20 protein-coding genes and 1 pseudogene are annotated in these 22375 nt (G+C 37.7%); 13 read left to right on the top strand and 8 right to left on the bottom strand.

What is annotated here, in order from left to right; all coding sequences use genetic code 11:
• The first annotated feature begins 305 nt into the window (after nt 1-305).
• The 4 genes from cspE (NMG86_RS01905) (at nt 306) to NMG86_RS01890 (ending at nt 3516) form a co-directional block, all read left to right on the top strand.
• Entirely contained in the window at nt 306-515 is a 210-nt protein-coding gene (gene cspE / locus NMG86_RS01905) for a transcription antiterminator/RNA stability regulator CspE (protein WP_026788437.1), read from the top strand.
• A gap of 102 nt (nt 516-617) precedes the next feature.
• Nucleotides 618-827 carry a transcription antiterminator/RNA stability regulator CspE gene (gene cspE / locus NMG86_RS01900; RefSeq protein WP_026788436.1) on the top strand — a complete coding sequence of 70 codons (210 nt, stop codon included), beginning with the start codon at nt 618-620 and terminating at the stop codon, nt 825-827.
• Between the two features lie 74 nt (nt 828-901).
• Nucleotides 902-2422: an Eco57I restriction-modification methylase domain-containing protein gene (locus tag NMG86_RS01895; protein WP_052338602.1), complete on the top strand. Its 1521-nt coding sequence runs from the start codon at nt 902-904 to the stop codon at nt 2420-2422.
• A 131-nt stretch (nt 2423-2553) separates the two neighbouring features.
• Nucleotides 2554-3516, top strand: a complete 963-nt coding sequence (locus NMG86_RS01890; protein WP_043938899.1) for a DNA-methyltransferase — start codon at nt 2554-2556, stop codon at nt 3514-3516.
• A gap of 20 nt (nt 3517-3536) precedes the next feature.
• Here NMG86_RS01890 and NMG86_RS01885 read toward each other — a convergent pair whose 3' ends face one another.
• The 3 genes from NMG86_RS01885 to NMG86_RS01875 form a co-directional block, all read right to left on the bottom strand.
• Complete coding sequence (locus tag NMG86_RS01885; protein ID WP_026796890.1) at nt 3537-4154, bottom strand: Uma2 family endonuclease; 618 nt, start codon at nt 4152-4154, stop codon at nt 3537-3539.
• Nucleotides 4155-4245: 91 nt separating this feature from the next.
• Nucleotides 4246-5430, bottom strand: coding sequence for a hormogonium polysaccharide biosynthesis glycosyltransferase HpsP (gene hpsP / locus NMG86_RS01880; protein WP_026796889.1), 1185 nt, complete (start codon nt 5428-5430; stop codon nt 4246-4248).
• A 57-nt stretch (nt 5431-5487) separates the two neighbouring features.
• Complete coding sequence (locus tag NMG86_RS01875; RefSeq protein WP_233423069.1) at nt 5488-6810, bottom strand: MFS transporter; 1323 nt, start codon at nt 6808-6810, stop codon at nt 5488-5490.
• Between the two features lie 174 nt (nt 6811-6984).
• Here NMG86_RS01875 and NMG86_RS01870 point away from each other — a divergent pair, with 174 nt between their 5' ends.
• Together NMG86_RS01870 and NMG86_RS01865 are read left to right on the top strand one after the other, a co-directional pair.
• Nucleotides 6985-8220, top strand: a complete 1236-nt coding sequence (locus NMG86_RS01870; protein WP_026788432.1) for an ATP-binding protein — start codon at nt 6985-6987, stop codon at nt 8218-8220.
• 9 nt (nt 8221-8229) lie between these two features.
• Nucleotides 8230-8871, top strand: coding sequence for a hypothetical protein (locus tag NMG86_RS01865; RefSeq protein ID WP_026788431.1), 642 nt, complete (start codon nt 8230-8232; stop codon nt 8869-8871).
• Between the two features lie 239 nt (nt 8872-9110).
• Here the strand turns inward: NMG86_RS01865 and NMG86_RS01860 are convergent.
• A pseudogene (locus tag NMG86_RS01860) lies at nt 9111-9494 on the bottom strand (4-Cys prefix domain-containing protein); the annotation flags it as partial.
• 506 nt (nt 9495-10000) lie between these two features.
• On the opposite strand from NMG86_RS01860, the gene dnaK reads away from it, so the two are divergent.
• Together dnaK and NMG86_RS01850 are read left to right on the top strand one after the other, a co-directional pair.
• Nucleotides 10001-11908 (top strand): molecular chaperone DnaK, encoded by a 1908-nt coding sequence (dnaK, locus tag NMG86_RS01855; protein WP_026788429.1) that lies wholly within the window; start codon nt 10001-10003, stop codon nt 11906-11908.
• 230 nt (nt 11909-12138) lie between these two features.
• Nucleotides 12139-12639, top strand: a complete 501-nt coding sequence (locus tag NMG86_RS01850; RefSeq protein ID WP_026788428.1) for a DUF4112 domain-containing protein — start codon at nt 12139-12141, stop codon at nt 12637-12639.
• A gap of 88 nt (nt 12640-12727) precedes the next feature.
• On the opposite strand, the gene NMG86_RS01845 is transcribed toward NMG86_RS01850, so the two are convergent.
• Nucleotides 12728-14713, bottom strand: a complete 1986-nt coding sequence (locus NMG86_RS01845; RefSeq protein ID WP_087882250.1) for a HEAT repeat domain-containing protein — start codon at nt 14711-14713, stop codon at nt 12728-12730.
• A 606-nt stretch (nt 14714-15319) separates the two neighbouring features.
• Here NMG86_RS01845 and NMG86_RS01840 point away from each other — a divergent pair.
• From NMG86_RS01840 to NMG86_RS01830, 3 genes are all read left to right on the top strand, one after another.
• Complete coding sequence (locus tag NMG86_RS01840; protein ID WP_026788426.1) at nt 15320-16753, top strand: circularly permuted type 2 ATP-grasp protein; 1434 nt, start codon at nt 15320-15322, stop codon at nt 16751-16753.
• Between the two features lie 258 nt (nt 16754-17011).
• Complete coding sequence (locus NMG86_RS01835; protein ID WP_026788425.1) at nt 17012-18001, top strand: alpha-E domain-containing protein; 990 nt, start codon at nt 17012-17014, stop codon at nt 17999-18001.
• Between the two features lie 334 nt (nt 18002-18335).
• Nucleotides 18336-18473, top strand: a complete 138-nt coding sequence (locus tag NMG86_RS01830) for a photosystem II reaction center protein K (protein WP_071782508.1) — start codon at nt 18336-18338, stop codon at nt 18471-18473.
• Nucleotides 18474-18569: 96 nt separating this feature from the next.
• Here the strand turns inward: NMG86_RS01830 and NMG86_RS01825 are convergent, their stop codons facing one another.
• Complete coding sequence (locus NMG86_RS01825; protein WP_026788424.1) at nt 18570-19127, bottom strand: glutathione S-transferase family protein; 558 nt, start codon at nt 19125-19127, stop codon at nt 18570-18572.
• A gap of 100 nt (nt 19128-19227) precedes the next feature.
• On the opposite strand from NMG86_RS01825, the gene NMG86_RS01820 reads away from it, so the two are divergent.
• Entirely contained in the window at nt 19228-20049 is an 822-nt protein-coding gene (locus NMG86_RS01820) for an Rpn family recombination-promoting nuclease/putative transposase (RefSeq protein ID WP_026788423.1), read from the top strand.
• 238 nt (nt 20050-20287) lie between these two features.
• On the opposite strand, the gene NMG86_RS01815 is transcribed toward NMG86_RS01820, so the two are convergent.
• Together NMG86_RS01815 and NMG86_RS01810 are read right to left on the bottom strand one after the other, a co-directional pair.
• On the bottom strand, nt 20288-20752 hold the full coding sequence (locus tag NMG86_RS01815) for a hypothetical protein (protein ID WP_026788422.1): 465 nt from the start codon (nt 20750-20752) through the stop codon (nt 20288-20290).
• Nucleotides 20753-20935: 183 nt separating this feature from the next.
• Nucleotides 20936-21391 (bottom strand): cobalamin biosynthesis protein, encoded by a 456-nt coding sequence (locus tag NMG86_RS01810; RefSeq protein ID WP_043939444.1) that lies wholly within the window; start codon nt 21389-21391, stop codon nt 20936-20938.
• Nucleotides 21392-21581: 190 nt separating this feature from the next.
• Here NMG86_RS01810 and NMG86_RS01805 point away from each other — a divergent pair, with 190 nt between their 5' ends.
• On the top strand, nt 21582-22370 hold the full coding sequence (locus NMG86_RS01805; RefSeq protein WP_026796886.1) for a hypothetical protein: 789 nt from the start codon (nt 21582-21584) through the stop codon (nt 22368-22370).
• The last annotated feature ends 5 nt before the right edge of the window (nt 22371-22375 follow it).

The following is a 22375-nucleotide window of genomic DNA, read 5'->3' as shown; positions in this document are numbered from 1 at the left end:
TTGAGCATTTTGTTAAAGTATCCATATATAAAACTCTAATAGTTACCATTATAATTGGCTAAATCACCGGTTATCTCCTTGGAAGCGAGAACAGTCAGAGTTGAGATTTGTTAAAGTATCCATTGTATAACCTCTGATTTTTAGGGTTTTAGTATTAAGTTAGTGCAAAAACCAGGTTTCTTATTTTATTTCTCGGAATTTGATCCTTGAGTAAGCTAGACTATAATAGACATATCCAAAAATTTCAATCAAACTCTTATAGAATAATGGTTTGAGGTTAATTTTATTTCCCTAGAGGTTAAAACATGGCTAAAATTAAAGGTCAGGTCAAATGGTTCAACGACTCAAAAGGCTTTGGTTTCATTACCCCCGATGATGGCTCTAAAGATATTTTTGTACACCACTCGGCTATTCAAAGCAATGGCTTTAAAACCCTAACTGAGGGCCAGAAAGTGGAATTTGAGATCCAACAGGGTCAAAAAGGCCCCTCCGCAATGAATGTGATCCTTTTATGAGATTTGATCACGATCTTTCTTCAGATAATTCCCTCCTGTGATCGCTCTATAAAATTGGCGATCGCATGGTTATTGTAATCATAATTCCCTAGAGGTCAAAACATGGCTAAACTGACAGGTAAAGTCAAATGGTTCAACGAGTCCAAAGGCTTTGGTTTCATCACTCCCTCGGATGGCTCGAAAGATGTTTTTGTACATTTCTCGGCTATTCAAAGCAATACTTTTAAAACTCTGGCTGAAAACCAGGAAGTAGAATTTGAGATCGAACAGGGTCAAAAAGGCCCCTCCGCAGTGAATGTGACTGTCTTATAAGACTTGATTACGGTCTCTCTTTAAATAATTCCCTCGTGCGATCGCCGATTTTGTAAAGCGATCGCTTTTTGATCATGGTAGCTCCTGCAAATAGAAAGCAAGATAGTTTCCAAGCCTATTACACTAATTGTCATCATATTACTTCCTATATGGTAGGACTTTTGGAATGTGATTCTAATTTGTCTGTGCTTGAACCTTGTGCGGGTGAGGGTGTATTTATTGACGAGTTATTTAAACAGGAATTAACTCCAGAAATTACCGCCTATGAGTTAAATATTGATTCTGTAAATAAGTTAAATTTTAAATACAATAAATTAACAAATATTGAGATTATACATCAAGATTTTATCCTGGTAAACACTAACAAAAAATTCGATAGAGTGATTGCAAATCCTCCTTATGGAGCCTATCAATCACCGGAAAAAAGAAAACAATTAAAAAAAGCATATCCTCATATATATACTAAGGAAACCTACGGTTTATTTTTAATTCGGACGCTGGAATTATTAAAACAGGACGGACGCCTGGTTTTTATTATTCCAGATACCTATTTATCACTCCATCAGCATCAAGGTTTGCGAAAAGAAATTATTAGTAACTATAAAATAGAATCAATCACTCTTTTTCCTTCCAATTTTTTCCCGGGTGTTAATTTTGGCTATGCGGGATTGAGTATAATATCTATTATCAAGGAAAAACCCAATATTGACTATAATTTTCCTGTATATAATGGTCTGCATTCACCGTCAGAGCTTACCAAATTATTAACTAAAACCAAGAAAAATTATGAAGTTTGTAGACTTTCCTACCGTCAGCTTATTAACAGTTTATCTAATGCTTTTTTTCTGTTTTCAAAAGACTGGATTTCTAAAGTTATGAGTTCTGATAATATGACAGTAGGTGATATTTGTTTTGTGGTAACGGGTTTTTATTCGGGTAATGATGGTAAGTATTTAAGGCGATCGCCATCTGTTACTAGGGGGAATAAAAAATATGCTATTATGGAGAATAATAATATCTGTAGAGATGATCTTTCTATTAATCCACCCCTGAATGGCATCAAAAATGATTGTTATTGGGTTCCTATTGTCAAGGGTGGTAATCAAAGATTTTACAAACAATCAGAATGGTTTATGGACTGGGGGGAAGAAGCAGTTAATGATTATAAAGTTATTAATAAGCAAAAAGCCAGATTTCAGAATTCTCAATTTTATTTCCGTCAGGGAATTGCTGTTCCGATGATATCATCCTCTGCAATTACGGGAGCATTGATTGATGGGAGATTATTTGATCAGTCTATTGTGGGGATATTTCCTCGCCAAGATTACCAGGATTTAATTTACTATTTACTGGGTTTTTTCAATAGTAAAGTTTGTAATATTCTGATTAGAACTATTAATACAAGTACCAATAATTCTGCGAATTATATCAAGAAAATACCTTTGATTATACCACAAAAACTGTTATTGGAAAAAATATCAAAAGAAGTGGAAAAGCTGGTAATATTAGCTAAGTCTAATATTATTAATGATCAAGATTTGCAAGAATTAAATCAATACTTTTATGAGGTATATGGTGCTAAAATATCTGAATAAAAGCGATATATATAGCAGTTTGTATTGATATTTTTACAAGGATAAAACCTAGTTTAAACACAAAGATACAAAGACACAAAGAAGTTGTAAATACTAACCTAACTAAAACTGGTCTTATCTATAGAAAAAATATGGCTAACCGATCTCACAGAAATACACGACTTATTGGAATGAATGCCCTGCGAAAACGTAATGGGGTTCACACTTCTGAACTTGAAATTGAAGTTAAAGAATATCAAGAAACAGTTCATACTGTTATGAATCTTGATTGTCTTGAACTGCTTAAAAAGATTCCCTCAAACTCAGTTCAACTGATTGTTTGTGATCCTCCTTATAATATAAATCTCGCGGAATGGGATAATTTTGATAATTATATTAAGTGGGCATCTAATTGGTTGATAGAGAGCGAGAGAGTCCTATCTGAGACAGGAAATATTGTTATATTTGGTGGGTTTCAATATCAAAGTGAAGCCGGAAGTGGTGATTTACTGGAAATTATGATGTATATGCGTCATCATAGCAAAATGCGATTAGTTAATATGATTATTTGGTATTATAAAAATGGTATGAGTGCCCATAGATTCTTTGCTAATCGCCATGAAGAAATAGCCTGGTTTGCTAAGACAAAAAAATATATTTTCGACTTAGATGCAGTGCGTATACCTTTTGATCAGGAGACTAAAACCCTGTATTTAAAAGATAAAAGATTAAAGCCTGAGAGTGTTGAGAAAGGCAAAAATCCGACTAATGTTTGGGAGATTGGAAGATTAAATGGTAATTCACTGGAAAGGGTAGGACATCCCACACAAAAACCAACGGAAATAATTAGAAGAATTGTCCGTGCTATGTCTTACCCTGGTTCGGTTGTACTTGATTTTTTTGCGGGTTCAGGAGTGACAACAAGAGTGTGTATAGAAGAAGGAAGACATAGTATCGCTAGTGATCTTTCTACTGATTTGAATGGTTATTTAGATCAGCATATAGCCCAAATAAAACCCGATATTTTTTCTAATTTTGCCCCGTTTAAATTCCTCAATGAAACTAAATTTCAGTCCCATCCAGTGTTTAGCAAATATAAATTTGACGAGGGCTAATTTTAGAATCAGAAAAAGCATCATTTACCTGCTTGAAAAATCTCTAAAGCTGTCAAATTTAACTCTGGAAAAATCAGTGATTCAATGTGTTGATTTTCTCGAAATTGGTGGAGTTGATACTCTCCTTCAACAAGCTGGTAGACGGAAATAGTAGGTCGTTTAGGATTTCCGATAAATCTTCTTCCTCCTAATCCTAAATAATCTATAATCCAGTATTCATAAATGCCCAAAATCTCGTATTCTTCTAGTTTTAAAGCATAATCATCACTCCAATTAGTTGAAACAACTTCAACCACCAATGGTACAGAACTTCCTTGAGTAATAACCGATTCTTTTTCCCATCTAGGATTATCTATAACCCGTCCTTCATCAATTACAATCACATCAGGCTCATATCCAGACTGATCACGAGCAGATTTAATCACGCTTTCTTTAGGAATAAAATAAGGAAGTTTTAATCGTCTAATTTCAAAGTTAAGTTCAGCAATTAAAAAACCTGCAACCCGTGAATGTTTACCTGTGGGTTTAGGCATTTCTACAATTTCTCCGTTGTGTAATTCGTAGTGATATTCCGACCTTTCTGGATACCCAGCGATAAATTCATCAAATGTTACGGTTGTAGATATTGCTTGAATCATAAGCTCTTTTTTATTAGGAATTATTAAGATTATAGCATTTTCTACACAAAATCATACGGGTTTTTATCACAAATCATTTAGGATTGCTGTATCATTGTTTAGAATTAAGAATTAATCCTTGATAGACTTGAATCATTTGTTGAGCGATCGCCTCCCAACTATAATAATTTAAAGCATAATTTTGAGCATTTAAACCTCGCCGTTGACGTTCTTGGGGATTTTTTAATGCGGTTTCAATTAAACTTGAAATTTCATCAATATTGCCATTTCCGACCCAACCTCCTTGGGCTTTTTCCACATCTTCCCAAATATAAATTCCCTTAGAAATTATTACCGGAGTTCCCACAGCCATCGCTTCGGCCACTGCAATTCCAAAATTTTCATAATAGGAAGGTAAGACAAATAAATCAGCTATTTTTAATAAAGCTGTTTTGATTTCTCCAGTTACAAACCCTGGAATAATAGTTTTTTCGCCTAAAGGAGATTGTTGAATTTGTTGTTTAATTTTAGCCTCATATTCGGGATCTTGGGGATTAGATCCTGCTAAAATAAATTGAAATTCTAATCCAGTTTTTAAGACTTTTTCTAAAGCGGGAATTAAAATATCGAGTCCCTTTTTGGGTTCAATTCGAGATAAAAATAAAATAATCGGAATATTTGGCTTTATTTCTAAATGGGATAAAATTGCTTGGGGAGTTTGGGTTAATTCGGGTAAGGTTACGCCTAAAGGAATGACTAAATCATTCGTTTTAACTCCAAATCGTTCAGATATTCTGGCTTCTTCTTGACTGGTAAAATGAATAGCTGCTGCCCCGGCAAGATTGGGACGTTCTAATAATGCTGCATAGAGTTTTTTTAACTGTTTTTTCTTGTTTAAATCGGCGGGGTCAAGGGTTCCTAACGGGCGTAAAATATAGGGTAATTTTTGATAACGGGCTACGGTTGCCGCCGCCGAAGTTACGGGAGAAAACAAGGCATGAATATGGGCTAAATCATATTCAGAGGCGTGTTTTTTTAGCCAGTTTAATAAATCTAAAGAAAATTTATAACGGCGAAAGGGAGAACAGGGAAAATAGCGAATTTGATAACCATTTTCCTGTACGGGAATATCCAAAGGAACATCTAAGGGCGGTTGTCCGCGATCGCCATTAGAATTAGTGGTTAAAACTGTCACCTCAACCCCCAGTTTTCCTAACGCTGAAGATAGACCCCGGATCATTTGACTGGGGCCACCATATACTAAAGAAATTGAAGGAATAATTTGTAGGATTTTCATAATTAATTAATTGTTAATTGTTAGAAGAGAGACGCGCCGTGGCACGTCTCTACATTGTTAACTGATGACTGCAATGGCATCGGGAATTTCTTTTTCGACTCGACGTAAACGGGGCATTTGATAGGCAATTAAAGCGGCTACAATATTGAGGATACCTATTAACATAAATAATAACCCACTTCCTCGTCCTGCACCTACTCCAATAATTGTACCAATACTATCAGCTAATAGTCCACCGGGTTTCATCATTGGTTCTAATACTCTATCAGCTAGGGGCCCAACGGTTAAATGGGATAGAATTAAAAGCGATCGCTCGACAACACTTTGTAAAGAAAATATCCGTCCTTGTAATTCAAAGGGGATTTTAGATTGCCAAATTGTATGATTACTACTAACAATAAAGGGACGGGCAAATAAATAACCAAATCCTCCAATTCCAGCTAAGAAAACCGAAGGTCTAAACCCGCCTAAACAAAGACATAAACCCTGTAAACCGACTAACCATAAAATTGCTTTCATTCGGTTTTTAGGGCCGCCCCAAACACTGACAGCGAGGCTTCCGAGGAGCATTCCACAACCGCTAATTGATAAAATCAATCCTAATTCTTTACTGCTGGCAAAGGTTAAGACCACCGGCCAGAATAAAATAGCAAGCATTCCTTCTGTAAAGTAAGTTATTGCAAAAAAGCTTAATAATTTTTTTAAACCGGGACGGATGAGAATATAATTCCAGGCGGACAGATTTTCTTGCCAAAGTCGTTTAAAGTTTAAGGGTTGTTGTTGAGATTTTGAAGGTTCTACTTTAGGAAAACGTACAATTAATAAAGTAATTAACCCTAAAATAAAGGTTCCTGAATCAATAATTAAAATCGAACCAATACCAATACTACTAACTAAAATTCCGGCAACAGTTGGGCCAGAAATTTTAGCGATCGCCCTAGAAACTTGTACCATGCCATTAGCACGACTCAAATCATTGCGGGGAACTAATTGGGGAATAGAGGCCATATAAGCGGGCCATTGGAAGGCGCCTGAGATGGAACTCACGCACACCGCAACGTAAATATGCCAAACTTCTAAACGGTTGGAAAACACCAAACCCATTAAAATTAGCGTTCCGACCGCCGCAATAATATCATTAATAATCATCGCGCCGCGACGACTCGAACGGTCTACAATAGCGCCTGCGAGGGGGGAAATCAACAGGTTAGGAAGATGAATACAAACAGAAATCAGAGCAAACTGGGTAATGGAACCTGTGGTTTGATACACCCAAACCCCCAAAGCAAATTCGGTTAAGCTGGAACCAAACATAGAAACAATTTGTCCCAACCAAACCAGCAAAAAAGTCGGCATACGTTCTTTGTCCCACAGTTTCATCAGTTATAGCTTGCTTATATTAAGTATTGTAAAGAGCATTTGTCAATCGAGGTCTTCGCCATGACTTGCTAATTCTGTTATATTGAAATCAAATCCGCTCTTTTTGGGTTAGTCTCATTTATTCAGAAATAGTCTGTACAAATTCAATGTCAATCAACTTCATGGGTAAATTAAATGTCATCTGCTACCCCTATTTCTAAAGAAACAATTACTATCCAAGGAGGATTCGGCCCAATTCAAGCAATTGAGGCTCCGGTTACCTTAGAAATTAAACCTCTAACTGTGTTGATAGGAACCCAAGGAACAGGAAAATCTTTAATCAGCCAAATTCTCTATTTTTTTCATGATTATGAATATTTATTGTCGAACTATTTTGAATCATTAACACCCAACAGTACAGTGCGTAAGATATTAGAAGGAATTAGATCAGGAGAATTAACTAATAGGGCTTTAGCCAGTTTTTTAACATCTCCAAAAGTTGAGATAATCTATACAAAAAATGATCTAAATTCATTTGAGAATCAACAAAAAATAACTCTATATAAATCTAATCGAAAAATTAATCCTATTGGTAACTTCAAGAAAGAAATTGATCGGTATTTAAAAGACTTATTTGCTGATCCCTCTCTTTCGGGTAAACACTTACCAAAGTCAATTTTTGTCCCAGCAGAAAGAACATTTTTTTCTCGTTTTATCAACTCTAATTCTACGATATTAGGAAATCGAGCTTTACCCATTACCATGCGGGAATTTGCTAAAGTTTTAAGTCAAGTTTCCGATATTCATCAATTTTGGGATACCAACATTCAAGAGAAACCTAAAGCAGCCTTGGATATTGATAATTTAGTCAAAAATGCTTTAGGGGGACGAGCGATTTCTGCTAAAACTGGCCCCTATGCTCGTAAATGGCAATGGATACCAGAAGAAACCCATCAACCTTTAGAGATTGAAATGGCTTCTTCAGGTCAAATGGAAACTTGGCCGTTAGTATCAACAGCACAAGCATTACTGGGTTTTCCACAATCTGAAAGGCCTCTATTTATTCATATTGAAGAACCAGAAACTCATTTACATCCAGAGGCGCAAGTTGCTATTATTAAAATGTTAGCTTATTTAGTCAATCAAGGTTTTCGTTTAGTAATTACAACTCATTCTTTAGTTGTATTATACACCTTAAATAATTTAATATTAGCTTATGAGCAATTAAACGATGAATCCGTTGATGGAATGCCTGAAATCGAAACAAGAATAGCCCCTGAAATGCTTTCAGCTTATCTGTTTAGTCAAGGTAAAATCCAAAATATTGTCACGGAGTCAGGAAAAATAGATGAAGGATTACTAGGATCTGTTTTAGGAAATTTAGAAATTCAATTTAATCAATTAATGACGTATAATTTATGGAGTAAATAATTTAAAAAAATGCGCTTACTTTGCACTAGAGATAAACTTCCAAATATTCCCAGAATTAATTCTACTGATCCAATTAAAAACCTAGACAATTGTTGCCAATTGGTTGAAATAGAAACCGAGATACTTCTTTTTGAAAAAGTCGAAAAATCTTATTATTGGGTGAAATTAGAAGCCGATGAAATTCAGTTAGTTGTCTGTAATTTAGAAAAATATGCTAATCAAGCAAGTAGTTGGAAAGGTCGGCGCTGTGATTATTTAGTCATGGGAATGAATGTAGAAGATGGAGATTGTTATTTAATTATTATTGAGTTACGTCATCTTATTGTGAATGAAGATCAAGCAATTGATAAGTTAGATCAAGTGGAAAAAACAATTCAAAATATTATCTCTATTCTTCCTCAACAATTTTTTCATTCTTCCTGTTTTGATCAAGCTTGTCCCCAACCTCAACCCTATAAAATTGCCGGGATTATTATTGCACCTGCGGGAATTAAGGGAATTTCACGCGAAGATAGAACTCGTGTTATTAACCATGAGAACTATCAAGCCATTATTACGATGATGCCTCCTGAACAAGTCAAAGACTGTAAAATAACTTGGCATGATCTATTGCAACAATTTGTTTTTGTTTCTCCCTCTCGGAGAAGATAAGAAATAAAATTGATTATTTAAAATTCGTTTAATTAGCTTCCTTAATTTTTTGCTCCCAAATATCAACTAAATTTTTAATTACCACATCCCAACTGTAATTACCGACGGATTTCATTCCTTGATTTCCTAGGGTTTTTCTTAATAGAGGATCATCAATTAATTGCTGTAATTTCTGTGTAAAATCTTCTGGATCTTGAGGAGTATATAAAAATCCATTTTCTCCATCTTGAACATTTGGCTAATTCTTGAGCTAAATTTTGCCCTGGAATATATTCTTGAACTAAATATTGACGGTTATCTTGGATAAAATGGGCGAATAATTCAGGAATTTGTTGATGTTTGCCTAATTGTTCTAACTGTATAGCTTCTTGTTTAAAAAGTTCTCCGGCTTTTTCTTGATTATTCGTGCCTTGAGCTTGGGGTAAAAATTGTTTAATTACACAATAGGGTTGAGACGGTTTATCTTCATCAACCGCTAGAAACGTTCGACCAAAACCTCCTTGTCCTAATATTTTTAAAGCTCGATATCGTTCCCTTAATAGTAATTTAGAACCGCATTTTTGACAAAAAATTGTAGTTTTAAGGTTGAGTTGGAGGCAATCAGGATTAAGACATTGACTCATGGTTAAGGACTGGGGATATATAATTTAATTCTTATTTTATCAGATATTATTTAACCCTTCCCTCGTTCCAATGCTCTGCATTGGAATGCAAATTTGAGGCTCTGCCTCAGATTATAACAGGAGGCAGAGCCTCCTTAATGTCATTTCTAGGTAGAACCTAGAAACGAGGGGAAAAATAATTTATCGGAAACTACAACCTAAAATATACGGTTTGCCACAATACCAAAACCGATCGCACTTCCTACAGTAGTAGATGTGAACCACAAAGGGCAACCGTCCAAAGTTGAAGTCAAACCGTCCCAAATAGGTTCGGTAAACACACCTTCAAGGAATGGACAAACCGCCCGCAGTATAGAGATAAGCAATCGTATCTTAAAAACTGTATTGAAATTGGACTCGCCCCCGGCTTTAGTTGGGTTCGATAATTAGTCCAGAAGTCGTATTAAAACGACTAACCTCAAACAGAATCTAACTTTTTTGTAGTAAATTGGAGAACAATAAAGAATATGGGAAAAGTAGTCGGCATTGACTTAGGAACCACTAACTCTTGCGTCGCCGTGATGGAAGGGGGAAAACCCACCGTAATTGCTAATGCGGAAGGGTTACGCACCACACCTTCAGTGGTAGCTTTTGCTAAAAATGGTGACGAACTGGTGGGTCAAATTGCCAAACGTCAGTCGGTAATGAACCCCGAAAATACCTTTTATTCGGTTAAACGGTTCATCGGACGCAAATCAGAAGAAGTTAACAACGAATCTAAAGAAGTTTCTTATAAGGTGCTGCGTGATAGCAGTGGTAATGTTAAATTAGATTCCCCCGCCCGCAATAAACAATTTGCCCCGGAAGAAATCTCCGCCAAAGTGTTGAGAAAACTGGTTGATGATGCCAGTAAATATTTAGGCGAAACCGTTAGAGAAGCTGTTATTACCGTTCCTGCTTATTTTAACGACTCCCAACGTCAAGCGACTAAAGACGCGGGTAAAATTGCCGGAATTGAAGTTAAACGGATTATCAACGAACCAACCGCCGCTTCTTTGGCCTATGGTTTAGAACAAAAAAGTAACGAAACTATTCTGGTTTTTGACTTAGGGGGCGGTACTTTTGATGTCTCAATTTTAGAAGTCGGCGATGGGGTATTTGAAGTATTATCAACTTCTGGAGATACTCACCTGGGAGGAGATGATTTTGATAAGAAAATTGTTGACTACCTAGCGGAAGAATTTCAAAGAAATGAGGGCGTTGACCTTCGCAAAGATAAACAAGCCCTGCAACGGTTAACCGAAGCCTCGGAGAAAGCTAAACAAGAACTGTCTAGCGTTACCCAAACCGAAATTAACCTGCCTTTTATTACGGCGACCCAAGATGGCCCTAAACATCTGGATATGACCTTAACCCGGGCAAAATTTGAGCAGTTATGTTCTGATTTAATTGACCGTTGTTTGACGCCCGTTGAGAAAGCCATCACTGATTCTAAACTGAAGAAATCTGATATTGATGAAGTGGTGTTAGTCGGAGGTTCTACCCGTATTCCTGCGATTCAAAAATTAGTTCGGGACGCCTTGGGTAAAGAACCTAACCAAACCGTTAACCCCGATGAAGTGGTGGCTTTAGGCGCTGCAATTCAAGCTGGGGTGTTATCGGGTGAAGTTAAAGACATTCTGCTGTTAGACGTAACTCCATTGTCCTTGGGTGTGGAAACCCTCGGTGGGGTGATGACTAAAATTATTCCGCGTAACACTACTATTCCTACTAAGAAATCGGAAGTGTTCTCGACGGCGGTGGATGGTCAAACTAACGTTGAAATCCATGTTCTCCAAGGAGAACGGGAAATGTCTAATGATAACAAGAGTTTGGGAACTTTCCGCCTCGATGGTATTCCCCCCTCGCCCCGGGGTGTTCCTCAAATTGAGGTGATTTTTGATATCGACGCCAACGGGATTTTGAACGTTACCGCCAAGGATAAGGGGACTGGAAAAGAACAGTCTATCAGTATTACGGGCGCGTCTACCCTCCCCAATGACGAAGTACAACGGATGGTACGGGAAGCTGAACAAAATGCCGCCACCGACAAAGAACGTCGGGAACGCATTGAACGCAAAAACCAAGCTGATACCCTCTCCTATCAAGCGGAAAAACAGCTTCAAGAGTTAGGTGATAAGGTTCCCGAAGCCGATAAAACCAAGATTGAAGGGATGGTGAAGGAATTGCGGGAAGCGATCGCCCAGGATGATGATGATAAAATTAAAACCCTAACTACGGATTTACAACAAGCGTTATTTGCGGTGGGTTCTAATATCTATCAACAAGCTGGTGGCGGTGTTCCTCCTGAAGACGGTGGCCCTGGTGCTGGCGGTTCCACCCCTCCAGGTGGCGGTGATGATGTGATTGATGCTGACTTCACCGAATCTAAATAATTTCGTTGTTGTGCTTTAGCACCATCGTTGTTGTGCTTTAGCACCATCTTAGTTGTTGTGCTTTAGCACCATCATCGTTATTGTGCTTTAGCACCATCTTAGTTGTTGTGCTTTAGCACCATCATCGTTATTGTGCTTTAGCACCATCTTAGTTGTTGTGCTTTAGCACCATCATTCCTCCCTCCTTTATTTTAAGTAGGGAGGAATTTTTATTATAAAATACAAACAAAATGAAATCTATAAAACCCTCAAATTCTGATCGTGAAAGAACTATTATTGTCCGCAGAATGCGAAGTCTGAGTACCCTTTTAGATAATGCTATTCGGGTTCCTGGTACATCAATTGGGTTTGGAATTGATCCGATTTTAGGGTTAATTCCTGGGGGTGGGGATATATTAGGAGGAGTGTTATCTATTTATATTGTATTTGAGGCATTTAAGTTGGGTTTACCCAGGGAAACTTTAATTACAATGGTATCCAATATTGCCTTAGAAACTATTACGGGAACTGTCCCGGTATTTGGAGATATTTTTGATGTCGCTTGGAAAGCTAATGTTAAAAACGTTGAACTTTTAGAAGATTACGTTAATTCCCCTGAACTGGGGGAAAAAGCCGATCCTTGGTTTGTTTTTCTATTATTGGGGGGATTATTATTATTAATTATATTAATTGCTATTGTCGGTATTGCCGTTTTAGCATTTATTTTTAATAGATTAAGTGCTATGTTTTAATGGTGGTAAAATTTATTCCCCCCTTTTTTTTAATAGTTTTTGGGGGGGATAAATTATTGGCAACTTCACAAATAATAGGTATTACAATCTATTTAGGATTGCTGGATATATTCGGTTTTCTCAACATTAGAGATTTAGGCTGAGATTTCGGCTGAACGCGATAAACTTTGAATTTGTTTAATGCAATACTAGCCGATTGTGCGACTGAAATCTGAGGATCTCGGAGTGCTTTCTGTAAAATCGGAATCACTTGATGAGAGGGTATTTTTCCTAATGCAATAATCGCTTCTTGACGAACACTTGGATCAATATCTTGACTTAATCGAGTTAAAAGAGGAATGCTTTGTTGGACTTCTCGACTTAATCGACCGGAAGCTGTAAGTTTCCCTAATGTTGAAGCAACAGCATAACGAACTTGAGGGTTAGAATGTTGTAAATATCCAGTTAATATGTTAGTAGATCCAAAATTTCCTGATGATCCAATTGCTGAAATTTGTTGAATCAATTCTTCTTCTGATGAAGTTTTGGTTGGAGGTAATGTGATATTTTCTGTTTGAATATTTGTCGTGGGTAATGTTATAATTTCCTCGACGGTAGGAGATGCTAAAACCGGAGATTCTTCTACAATTTCTTCAATGGTAGGAGATGCTAAAACCGGAGATTCTTCTACAATTTCTTCAATGGTAGGAGATGCTAAAACCGGAGATTCTTCTACAATTTCTTCAATGGTAGGAGATGCTAAAACCGGAGATTCTTCTACAATTTCCTCGACGGTAGGAGATGCTAAAATCGGAGATTCTTCTACAATTTCTTCAATGGTAGGAGATGCTAAAACCGGAGATTCTTCTACAATTTCTTCAATGGTAGGAGATGCTAAAACCGGAGATTCTTCTACAATTTCCTCGACGGTAGGAGATGCTAAAATCGGAGATTCTTCTACAATTTCTTCAATGGTAGGAGATGCTAAAACCGGAGATTCTTCTACAATTTCTTCAATGGTAGGAGATGCTAAAACCGGAGATTCTTCTACAATTTCTTCAATGGTAGGAGATGCTAAAACCGGAGATTCTTCTACAATTTCTTCAATGGTAGGAGATGCTAAAACCGGAGATTCTTCTACAATTTCTTCAACGGTAGGAGATGCTAAAACCGGAGATTCTTCTACAATTTCTTCAACGGTAGGAGATGCTAAAATCGGAGATTCTTCTACAATTTCTTCAACGGTAGGAGATGCTAAAACCGGAGATTCTTCTACAATTTCTTCAATGGTAGGAGATGCTAAAACCGGAGATTCTTCTACAATTTCTTCAATGGTAGGAGATGCTAAAATCGGAGATTCTTCTACAATTTCTTCAATGGTAGGAGATGCTAAAATCGGAGATTCTTCTACAATTTCTTCAATGGTAGGAGATGCTAAAATCGGAGATTCTTCTACAATTTCTTCAATGGTAGGAGATGCTAAAATCGGAGATTCTTCTACAATTTCTTCAATGGTAGGAGATGCTAAAATCGGAGATTCTTCTACAATTTCTTCAATGGTAGGAGATGCTAAAATCGGAGATTCTGGTTGAATTTCAGATTCAACCGCTTGATTTGTAGAAAATTGACTCACCTGTGCTTGACTGGCTTCTAATTCAGCATTTACCTCCTCTAGCATGGTTTGATACTGAATCAAAAAGTCATTGAGTTTTGTAACTTCAGTTTCACTTTCTTGCAATTGTTCTGTCAGTTGTGCAACCTGAGTTTCAGATTCAAAAAGAGATTGATTCAGTTGTTGAACTTGAGTATCTTTCTCCTGTAACTGCACACTCATCTGTTCAAGTTGAGCTTGATATTGATTTTCCGATGTTTCTATTGCTTGCTGAAGTTGATTTTGATATTTTTGTTCTGACTCTTGAATAGTTTGTTGAGTCCGAATCAGATATAATTTGTCTTGTTCCTCTCGTTGCTGACGATTGTTTTCCTCTATACTCTTTTTTTGATTGGATATCTGTTTGTCAAACCACCAGTAGGCAAGTCCTACACCTACCACGAATCCAATAATTAACGTAACCACTAAATTGCCGAAAGCCATACAATCACTCCTATTTTATCGAAACCTAACGTAGTTCTCTCACGATATGTATTACAAATCTTAACTAAACAGAATAAATCCCAAAATATTAGTTTAGGATTTTATAGACTATAAGTTGCTTATTTTGAATCGTCAATCCAAATGTCAACTAAATCCATCACTGTTTGCGCTCACATCTTTGTCTGAAGACGAATACATTGGCTAGGATACTACTATACCCAAAAACAAGCAAGGTGATCCAAACTGCTATTGATCAAAGACCAGTCCAGTCCCAATTCAAGAATTTGCCTTTCCCCTGAGTACCTGGCCAATAATTGTAGAATTTGTGTTCAGCCAATAACTTCAGTACCTCCCAACGGTGGGTTAAGTTAAAATTAAGGCTTTATAAATTAGTATCAAAAGCTACAGTTAACCGTTATCATGTTTTGATTTGTTGAAATAGACGGAATTCCTGCCCGTTCGCGGCGGGGCGGATGTCAAATTTCAAGTATAGTAGTGCACAGGAAACAGAGAACAGAAATAATGTACCATATAGGTTTCGGCATGATTCTATGTTCTGACCTTTCTGGTGACTACTAGAACTCTAAAAGATAGGGGCTAAAGGCTGTGCAATTTCAATCTTACGATCCGGGTGAATTTTACGATGAACTGTTTGTGGCGAAAGGACAACCTCGTTCCTATGCAGCCCAGTTAATTGATCGAATTAATTCTTTATCCCCAGGGGATTTAGAAATTCGACAGGAAGCGGCTAAAACAGCAATGATGAAATTAGGAGCAACTTTTAACGTTTATAATGATAGTGAAGGAACAGAAAGAATATTACCCTTTGACTTAATTCCTAGAATTGTTTCTGCTTCAGAATGGTCTCATTTAGAAAGCGGATTGAAGCAACGTATTCATGTATTAAATCTATTTATTAATGATATTTATGGGGAACAAAAAATTGTTAAAGATGGAATTATTCCCGAAGAATTAATCCTGTCTTCTAAAGGATTTCTTAAACCCTGTATGGGGTTAAAACCCCCTAAAGGAATTTGGTGTCATATTACAGGTACAGATTTAGTTAGAGATCAAGAGGGAAAATGGTACGTTCTGGAAGATAATTTGCGCTGTCCATCGGGGGTTTCCTATGTTTTAGAAAATCGCCGGGTAATGAAAAGCACATTTCCCCAACTTTTTGCTAAATTAGGGATTCAACCCGTTGATGAATACCCCAGTCATTTATTAGATACCTTGCTAAATTTAGTGGGGGATCATATTACTAATCCGACGGTTGTTGTTTTAACTCCGGGGATGTACAATTCCGCCTACTTTGAACACTCATTTTTAGCCCAACAAATGGGGGTGGAATTAGTCGAAGGACGGGATTTAGTGGTCAGTGATGGCTATGTGCAGATGCGAACCACTAAGGGTTTACAACGGGTGGATGTGATTTATCGCAGAATTGATGATAATTTCATTGATCCGTTAGTTTTTAATCCTGAATCAATGTTAGGGGTTCCCGGGTTAACGGAAGTGTATCGAAATGGTCGGGTTGCTCTGGCGAATGCTTTGGGAACTGGAATTGCAGATGATAAAGTGATTTATGCTTATGTTCCCCAAATGACTCAATATTATTTAGGAGAAGAACAAATTTTATCCAATGTTCCGACCTATTTATGTTGGGAACCCAAACAACTGAAATATGTGCTAAATAATCTCGATAAATTAGTCGTTAAAGCGGCGAATGAAGCGGGAGGATATGGGATGTTAATTGGAACCCAATCTACCGAAGCAGAACGTCAAGAATTTGCCCAAAAAATCAAGGCGAATCCCCGAAATTATATTGCACAACCAACATTATCTCTATCTCGCGTTCCAACCTTATTAGGAGATACTTTTGAAGGGTGTCACGTTGATTTAAGACCCTATATTTTATATGGTGAGGATATCTATGTTCATCCAGGGGGATTAACCCGGGTGGCGATGAAAAAAGGGTCATTAGTTGTTAATTCTTCTCAAGGAGGAGGGAGTAAGGATACTTGGGTTTTATGTGAATAAATCTGGATCACGGATTTAAGAGGATTTCACGGATTTCACGGATTTTAATCTGTGTTATAGCAGGGAACAGGGAACACCGCAGAAAAAGAGGAGTGTACGGCGCGCGGTTTTAGCATCAGTCTATGTCCTAACACCCCAGGCGCGACTGCTATAATCTGTGTCAATCTGCGTAACCCTCTTAAATCTGTGATCGGATTTCATGGATTTTTTGGGGGTGGCTTCATCTTATTCAACAGTAAACCGTTAACAATTTTTAATATGTTAAGTCGTGTTGCAGATTCTATTTATTGGTTAAATCGTTATGTAGAACGGGCGGAAAATATTGCTCGTTTTATTGACGTTAATCAAAATTTATTATTAGATTCTCCCTCCGGTGTTCAACAACAGTGGAAACCAATTATTGTCACAACGGGAGATTTAGAACTGTTTAAAGAACGTTATGGAGAGGCTACCGCAGAAAATGTGATCCAATTTTTGACCTTTGATAGTAATTATCCCAGTTCTATTTTATCTTGTTTACGGGCTGCCCGGGAAAATGCTCGTTCAGTTCGAGAAATTATTTCCTCGGAAATGTGGGAACAGGTGAATGAATTTTATATGATGGTTAGAGATGCGGCTTTAGGAGATAGTTCCTATCAACTCGCGGATTTCTTCTATCAAGTGAAAATGCACGGACACCTGTTTGCTGGGGTGATGGATGCTACGATGTCCCATAATGAAGGGTGGCATTTTGGCAATATGGGGAGATTATTAGAACGGGGGGATAAAACCTCTCGAATTTTGGATGTTAAGTATTATATTTTGTTACCTTCGGTACAGGATGTGGGAACAACTATTGATGAAATTCAGTGGATTGCATTGTTAAAATCTGCGAGTGCTTATGAAATGTATCGGAAACGCAAACAACACCGAATTACGCCCTCTAGGGTGGTAGAATTTTTAATCTTGGATCGGGAGTTTCCCCGTTCAATTCAATATTGTTTGTTACAAGCGGAGCGATCGCTTCAATGTATTACTGGAACTAGCCCCGGAACCTGGCAAAATCCTGCCGAACGGGAGTTAGGACGGTTACGTTCTGAACTCGATTATCTGACGATTGAAGAAATTATGCAAACAGGAATTCATGAATTTTTAGATGATTTGCAACATCGGATGAATCATGTTGGTGAGCGAATTTATGAAGATTTTTTTGCCCTAAAACCAGTTGTCAGTCCCTTTGTCCAGACTCAAACTCAAGCGAGTTCCTGATCGATCCAACCCCTAATACTTTCAAACCTTCCGTTTCAATAGCCCATAATAACTTAGTAGCCGTTAACGGATTTTGGAGGATATCACAACCGCCAAGGCAGTTAGGATAAAGACGGATCTTGGAACCCAGACAGTGAAGTATTTTCCCCCGGTGTTCCCTTCCCCCTAGCCCCCCGTGCACGGGGGGTTTGGGGGGGCTGTTCCGGTGTTCCCTGCTATATCACCAAAATTGGGCTTGAGCAGCAACTTTTAAAATTCGTGAGTTGCCATGACCGGGCGTGGTAAAATGTGTAAAAATTCGCCCAAATAATTTTTCCCAGAGGTATATTAATTCATGGAAGCAACACTGCTGTTAGCAAAGCTACCCGAAGCTTACTCTATTTTTAGCCCGGTTGTTGACATTTTGCCCGTTATCCCCGTATTTTTCCTGTTGTTGGCTTTCGTTTGGCAAGCCTCTGTGGGATTCAAATAAGAAAACAAGTTTAAGCTATCAGCGTTGAGTTAGAAAATTTGGGGTTTGACTTTCCAATCTTTTTAACTCGACGCTGATAGCATTTTCCCGTTAATATTACTTGCTTCCACCAATTGTTTTTTGGAAAGCGGGTCTTTCGTTTAAACGTTGAATATATTCTAAAACCGCCGGATAGGGGCTTAAATCCAACTTCAACATCAGGGGAATATAAGCCAAAATTGAACCTACCGCAATATCAGCTATGTTCAATTCATCACCCATTAAAAAGGGTTGTTGACTCAGAATTTTATTTAAAGGATTGAGTAAACGAGGAGTTTCTTTTTCCCGATTCGCTTCTATAAAAATCCCCGTTCCCAAGGTAGCATTGCCAAATAATACCCATTGTGTAATGATAGCTCGTTCTTCAGCAGAATTTGGTAATTTACCGTGTTTTTCAGCTAAATATAATAAAATTGCGCCGGACTCCCACAGTTGAAAATCATCTTCTACAATAGCAGGAACTTTACCAATCGGATTAATTGATAGAAATTCGGGTTGCAGGTGTTCCCCTGCCGCCATATCTAATAAAATAAACTCGTAGGCAACCCCAATTTCCTCTAAATACCATTGAACAATTGAAGCCCGACTGCGACCGCCACCATAGAGTTTTAACATGGATCTTTATCCTTTTTTAAGATGAGAACTTTCTAAAAAAGTTTATCATAAAATTAGAAAGACAAATCAGGATTAATAACCAGACCCAGGAAAAAGAAGCGTGTTTGATAATATCTGCAAATTTCTAGCGGAGAATTTTTCCGAGGATTTAGCCAGTTGGTTATTGGGTTTTCCGATTCAGTTAACACAACTGAGCCCAACGGAGTTATCCTTAGAACCTATTCGCGCAGATTCCTTAATTTTACTCCAATCTGATCAGTTGGTATTGCATACGGAATTCCAAACTCAACCGGATGTAATGATCCCATTTCGGATGTTAGATTATCGAGTTAGGGTATATCGACGGTTTCCGCAAAAGTCAATGCGTCAGGTGGTGATTTATTTACAGCCAACAAAATCCCCTTTAGTTCAACAAAATACCTTTAGACTAGAAAAAACCTCCCATGAATTTGAGGTCATTCGTCTTTGGGAACAACCAACAGAGGAGTTTTTGAGAATTCCTGGGTTATTACCTTTTGCGGTATTAAGTCAGACTAATGATCCCGCCCTGGTATTAACTCAAATCTCCCAAATAACTGAACAAATTGCAGATAGGCGAGTTCAAAGTAATTTGATGGCTGCATCTGCAATTCTCGCCGGATTAGTGTTAGAACCTGAAGTAATTCAACGGATTATTAGGAGCGATATTATGCAAGAATCTACCATGTATCAAGAAATTTTGCGAGAAGGTAAAGAACAAGGTCGTGCTGAAGGTCGTGCTGAAGGTCTTACCGAAGGCCGTACTGAAGCCTTAAAACAAGTGGCAATTCTATTACTAAAAACGGGAATGAGTTTAGAACAAATTGCCGAAACAACACAGTTAACTGTTCCGCAAATTCAAGCGTTAGAACAAACTCAAGAACAGGAGAATCAAAATAATTAAATATGGGGGCAATTTCCTAGATATTCAGTGAATAGCCCAGGATTTCGCCCCAATTAAAATCTCTTAAATATAGCAATCGTCAAGGCAGTTAGGACAAAGACGGATGTACGGAACCTAGACGGTGAAGTCTTTTCTTTTCCTCCCTATTCCCTTCCCCCCCCAAACCCCCGTGCACGGGGGTTTGGGGGGGGCTGTTCCCAGATCCGGCGTTCCCTGTTCCCTGTTTCCTGCTATATAATTACAGAACTTGGTGAGTATAAGCGTGTTGTTTGACATTATCTTCATTCCGAATCATCCGTTCAGAATTTAAAACCCGTTTTCGTTCTAAGGAGTAATTAAATTCTTTAAAACTGGTTCCTAAAGGAATATGAAGTTGAGCTTGGGGTCGATTCTTGTAAGTGCGAGTTGCGGCGATCGCGCGATCGCTAAAATTCTCACAAAAATGGGCATCTGTTGTTAATTCAGGGGGAATTTTAGCCTCTGTATTCGTTAAAATAGAACCTAATGTCACCGCCAAAGCCATTTGATATGAAGTCGGAACTCCTTTAAGAATTGCTTCTAAAGCCGCCGAGGGAATGGGTTCAACCACTTGCACTTGATGAACTTCCCCATCTTCTTTAATAAAACAGGTCGCTAAACCAATGACGACATAATCATCAGTCGAGAGATCCGGGGCGTTAGGATAAGCTGTTGCAGTTGTCATAAAAATTAAAAGGTTCAGAATTCCAAGAATCATTCGCTGGTTGCATTGTACCAAGTTCCGATCTTCCCCACCTGAACCGAATTAGACCCTGAAAGTGTCTAAACCCTTACCTGACTTTAACAACAGGGATATTGTCAAACTCATCGAGCTTCACATTTTGCTAAAATATTTAACCAAACTTTATCAAAATTCCCCTGGGGTTTTCCGTTGAACTTGAGCAATGGCTACCGTTACCGCCTGTCTACTCTCAGGCGTTGACGCCCGATAAATTTGCTTAGAAACCAGTAAGGTTTTGACTCCGGCGGCTTCTAAGGCGGCGGCTTCGGCTACACTCGGTGTTCCGACTACTATTCCCACCCCCGCAGAAGGGTTAGGAACCTCCACAGCCCGCAATACTTCTGAGGAGAAGGTGCGTAAGGGCCAATTTTTGGCTTGGCACAATTCCACTAACCCAGGTTCATTCCCTTTGATATCTAAAGTGGCAATCCCGATGATCGCATTTTCCCCTAAATTATACTGTTGTAAAACCTGCTGAATTGCCATTTCAATTAAAATTCTTGGGGTTAACCGTCCACAACCGACACCGACCCATAACACCTTGGAAAACCACTGGCTTTCAGGAGTATCAAATCTTACCATTTTCTGCAATTGGGAAAAAATCATCGAGTAACAGTAATAGATTAAGATAGATAAATTGTTTCTTTTATGATCATCAATGGGAAAAACTCCTATTTATACAATTATCGGGTATTGGGGGATTGTTAAACAGACTAAAACTTTTGAGCCAGTTGTCAATTTTTATTTTAGGTAAAAAGGCGGAGCATCTATAATGGATCATAGAACAGAATTATTATTAAAACTCGATATTCTTCAAGAATTTTATACAGAAGAAATCGAAACTATTAGCGAATATTTTTCGATTCATAAGTTCTTTGATTTACAAGTGATTATGCCCCAAACAGGTCGGGATTCATCCTTTGGGATTATTCTATCTGGGGAAGTCAGCATCAGTGATGACCAGATAGAAAATTCCAGTCGGACTAAAGGGGATATATTAGGGGAAATGGCATTTATTCATGGCTTGCGATCGGATTTTATTGCTGCTAGTGATGGGGCGATCGCGATTATGACCTTTGATGATATTGAAAAATTAAAACTCAAACAACCTTATTTAGCGGTTAAATTAGTTAATTTTGTCACCAGTAATCTGATTAATAATTTACGAAAAAATGACAAAAAAGATAATACAGAAATCCTGGTATTATTAGCCGATGATCATTTATTTTCGGATTTAATTAATTTAATCAAGGATCATCTTCATATTATTAATAACTTTTCCATTGTCACCTCGGAAAAATTAAAAATAGCCTTAAGAGAAAGCACAAATTTAACCATTAGTCAAGTAATTGAACCCGAAAGTTTAATTTTAGGTGAAACCGCTATTGGTCATCAAATTCTGTTAGATCAAGTCAAAGCAATTATGTATCTTCGAGATCCGGTGAAAGTCGAATCTAACCCCGCATCCGTTGAATCTTTATCGCGATTATGTGACTTACAACAGGTTTTATTTGCAACTAATTTATTAACCGCAAATGCTATTTTTCAGTATTTAGAATAAAACCC

The organism is Planktothrix rubescens CCAP 1459/22 (assembly GCA_904830895.1).
GTDB classification, from domain to species: domain Bacteria; phylum Cyanobacteriota; class Cyanobacteriia; order Cyanobacteriales; family Microcoleaceae; genus Planktothrix; species Planktothrix agardhii.
This window is presented reverse-complemented; position numbering and strand designations above follow the sequence as displayed.